The following is a 3749-nucleotide window of genomic DNA, read 5'->3' on the forward strand; positions in this document are numbered from 1 at the left end:
TCCTCCTTGGAGAGCGGCATAGCGAAGATGAGCACCGCTATAACCATATTGATGAGGCGCGTTTTCAGAGGATAAAGTTCCTGTGCTTCCATAGGTGTATAAGAAGAAACCGTTCTGTTTTTCTTGTTGTTTTCCTACGACAGATGTTCTGAGATTGGCTAACAAGGCATTTTGTTTTGCTATATCTGTCAATCCACTATAGAAGAGGGCATTGGGCATGACCAAATAGCTTGCCATTTGTGCTACAGGCGCATGCACATTTGCTTCAGGGTTAGATCCAGAACCTGGGTTAGAGCCGGATTCTGGATTAGAACCAGAACCTGGGTTAGAATTAAGAAATTCAGGTTGTAGGCGAAAATCCCAAAAATTTTCATCCTTTTCATCAAAGAGGCTTTGTTCAATATTCGCTTTGCCTTGGCTTGAGTTTGGTCCATAGGCACGGAGCATATATTTATCAGGAGAACCGCCTATTGTGGTATAGCCATGAGCTAGTTTGAAGGAATCTTCTTCGGCTGTTCCAGAAACTTGTATAAGAGATAGTCCCCGTACATTTTTCTCAACATCAGAAATATTTTTTTGAGTGCTGTTCCCTTTTAAATTAACAAGAACATTTGTATGTCCTGAAACATTCCCATTAATTAGAAGCCGATCGGTTTCTTGCTCTGCTATTGGTGTGCCATCAGTCCATTTTGTATTGAAATAAATTTGTGCATCGCCTGTTGCATTATAGACGGCTTTGGTATCTGGTTTACCAGAGCCTATATGCAATGTGTGGTAATGATTTTCTGTTGGTTCTTTAAAAACAAGAGAACTGTTTTCGAGATCCAGAACAGAAATATCAGAACGTGATCTTTGAGCGATATCAAGCAGACTACCCTCAGCATCTTTTTCTTGTGTGCTGTTTTTTAAGATCCATTGCGTACCATTTTTCAGGTCAAAGCGTACGTTTCTTTCTTGTGCAATGTTTGCTCTGCCTTCTAAAGTAGAATGATCTGCATTTAAGGTGAAGCTACCGTTGGCTATCTCCTTAACTTCTTTACCATCCCACAATTTTTCATCTGGCCAAGAAATTTTGTTCCAAAAAATACCATCATCTAATAATACATCGGCATGGATTTTTGAATCTTTAAGATTGAGCGTACCGATTGATAGGGCAGGACTATTTTCAATGCTTTTTTCAACAACAGCTCCAACAAAAATCCCTGTATCATTGTCAATATGAAAAATTGCACAGTTTAAATTGATTTCATTGCTATGATATTTTTCTGGATCACTTGGGTCAAGAGGGTCATTATCAGTAAAATTTGCGAATTGTAAGCCAGAAACTCCTGCTGTTGCAGAAAGATTTGTGAGATCTATGTGACCGCCATTGATCACGATTAATGCAACTTTTTTTGCTTCTATGTTATTTTTAATGTCATTACCCGTTTTAATTGTAGCATCTTCATTTGCAGAGAGGCCCAAATCAACGTTCTGAATAGTTGTGTTCCCATTTAATTCAATTTTGCTCTCAGTCTCCCAAGTGTTTACACCAACGGTTACTTCTTCGGATTCACCACCGATTATTGTTAAATCTCCACTGGTGATTTTGCCTCCACCGTCTGCATAAAGACCTTCATCAAAATTTTGAATGATTATTTTGCCCATTAGATTAATTTCACTAGATTCTCCTGCCCATACACCTGACTGTACTTCGAGAGTGTTGAAATTGATAGCTTTTCCACCGGTAATAGTTAAATTTTCGCTGGTGATTTTGCCACCAAGGCTTGCTCCAAGACCGTTAAAAGTATTGTTAATCATTGTATTGCCATGCAATTCAATTTTGCTCTTCTCACCATACGCAAGTGCACCAGTCCCTGTGCCATTGGTTGTGAGCGTAACATCTGTGGCATCGATTATTCCTTTGTTTTCTGTGCGCAATGCAAAAGAATGTTCATTTTTCGTTGTTGTACTTCCTCCTATCATTATAATTTTTGAATCTGAACCGTCTGCATAGACACCATTTCTCTGAGATGATGTGACCGTAGTATTGTTTAAAGTAATGGAACTTCCCTGTTTTGCAGATACTCCATCATTTGCGCTCTCAAATGATCCTCCAGAGATTGTTATTGTTGAGTGATCATCTGCGACTATGGCATTCCTTGCTTGAGAGACGGTCACATTGTTCAAAGTGACTGTGCTGTTGTTAGCACTTATTCCTTTGTTCATAATGGTGTCAAAGGGGGTATTGGATTCGAATGATATTTTCACATTTTCTAGGCTGTTTTCAGTACTATTACTATTGAAGAAGTAAACGCCAGTGTCGACAACCGTAATAGTTCCCCCAGTCATTTGAAGTATCGCATTATCTTTTGCTTCAAGACCAAAACGGATGTCAGAATCAGTGCCTTTAATGGTTGTTTTATCTCCCGTTAATTTAATGGCACTGCCTTTGCCTTCAGTGCTTATAACGTAGATATTTGTGTTTAAGCTTGAATTTGTGTCTTTATTTCCAGTTATCTTCAAATCAGTTCCGGTGATTTGACCACCTTTTAAGGCGTGAAGAGTCTCATAGGGGCCACCGTTAATCTCTCTTTTCTCTCCAGAAACTTCAAGAGATTCAGCATAGACATTGAATTGAGCGTTAAGCAGTATAATAGCTGCTGTCGCCATAGATGACAGAAGGAATTTTTTATACACGAATACTCTCCTTTTAAAGCCCCCAATATTCACTTCCCCGCCGAACTTCAAAAGAAGAACAGAAAATAGATATTGCTTTTCGTTACTTACTCATACAATAGCTTTGATAATTTATTTTGCATTTTCTGTCAAAATTAAAGTTTAATTTATATTTAAATACGAAATATTTAAGTTTACTTTGTAATGTATTTTTCAGTATATGTAAAAAGTAATTTTTTCATATTTACGGTAATATGATAGAGCTCTGATAGTGGTATTTTATGAGATTTTTGTTGAAGGCATACATTATTTGATGCCAATCCTCGTTGGTTTATAATTAAAGAAATACCATGAATAGAAAAGATAGTAAAAAAGAAAAAATAATGTAAAGAAGAGAAGTATTTTTAAAGCTGTATATTTTCAAAAAAGAAGAGTTTCTCTTGTTTTAAAGTTAATACAGAGTAAATCTTTTTGTGTGTAGTTTGACAGTAGGTTTTGCATTAAGTGGGAAGAGGTGGGATTAGTTAGGAATACGTGATAATTTGTTGTTTTTATGTATAAAATTTAGCACTAAAAGCGCGTTTTGTCAAAATAGATTTTGACACCTAAAATGATCAAAAAATGCGAAAAATGGTAAAAAGCGCGTTTTCATGGTAAAAGTGAGAGAAAGCTTTGAAAGGTCTTTGAAGACCCTTTGAAGATTTTTAAAAAAATCTGTGAAAGCCCAGAAAACCGCCTTTGAAGCCCCTTTGAAAACCCCTTTAATTTTTTAAAAAGACGTGAATTTTAAAAATGAATTGCTGCAAAACCGGCTGTCAAATTGTGCAAAACCCGATGACAAGTGTAGTTTGACAGTATGTTTTGCATTAAGTGGGAAGAGGTGGGATTAGTTAGGAATAGGTGATAATTTGTTGTTTTTATGCATAAAATTTAGCATTAAATGCGCGTTTTGTCAAAATAGATTTTGACACCTAAAATGATCAAAGAATGCGAAAAATGGTAAAAAGCGCGTTTTCATGGTAAAAGTGAGAGAAAGCTTTGAAAGGTCTTTGAAAATCCTTTGAAGATTTTTAAAAAGTCTGTGAAAGCCC

The 3749-nt window shown here is 36.4% G+C and carries 1 protein-coding gene; it reads right to left on the minus strand.

The genetic code is table 11. From position 1 onward, the window contains the following. The coding region (locus tag B5V81_RS08460; protein ID WP_342356093.1) for a right-handed parallel beta-helix repeat-containing protein at positions 1-2679 on the minus strand (2679 nt) is incomplete at its 3' end. Positions 2680-3749 lie beyond the last annotated feature (1070 nt).

Source organism: Bartonella queenslandensis, assembly GCF_018155095.1.
GTDB lineage: Bacteria > Pseudomonadota > Alphaproteobacteria > Rhizobiales > Rhizobiaceae > Bartonella > Bartonella queenslandensis_B.